Source organism: Pseudoalteromonas sp. SIMBA_162 (genome assembly GCF_046535955.1).
GTDB lineage: Bacteria > Pseudomonadota > Gammaproteobacteria > Enterobacterales > Alteromonadaceae > Pseudoalteromonas > Pseudoalteromonas marina.
Map to the genome: position 1 here is coordinate 1 of NZ_JAWJBQ010001310.1, position 232 is coordinate 232.

At 70.3% G+C, this 232-nt stretch carries 1 protein-coding gene; it reads left to right on the forward strand.

Features of this window, described 5'->3' with window-relative positions; genetic code table 11:
* Positions 1-232 (forward strand): 4Fe-4S dicluster domain-containing protein (locus R0J88_RS23885; RefSeq protein WP_410901441.1); only part of this gene is annotated, 232 nt, incomplete at both ends.

The following is a 232-nucleotide window of genomic DNA, read 5'->3' on the forward strand; positions in this document are numbered from 1 at the left end:
CTGCCCCGGGCCGCCGAAGCCGAGCGCATCCTGCGCAGTTGCGTGCATTGCGGCTTCTGCAACGCCACCTGCCCCACCTACCAGTTGCAGGGCGATGAGCTGGACGGCCCGCGGGGGCGCATCTACCTGATCAAGCAGGTGCTCGAAGGCGCCCCGGCCACCGCCCAGACGCAGCAGCACCTGGACCGCTGCCTGTCGTGCCGCAACTGCGAAAGCACCTGCCCTTCCGGGG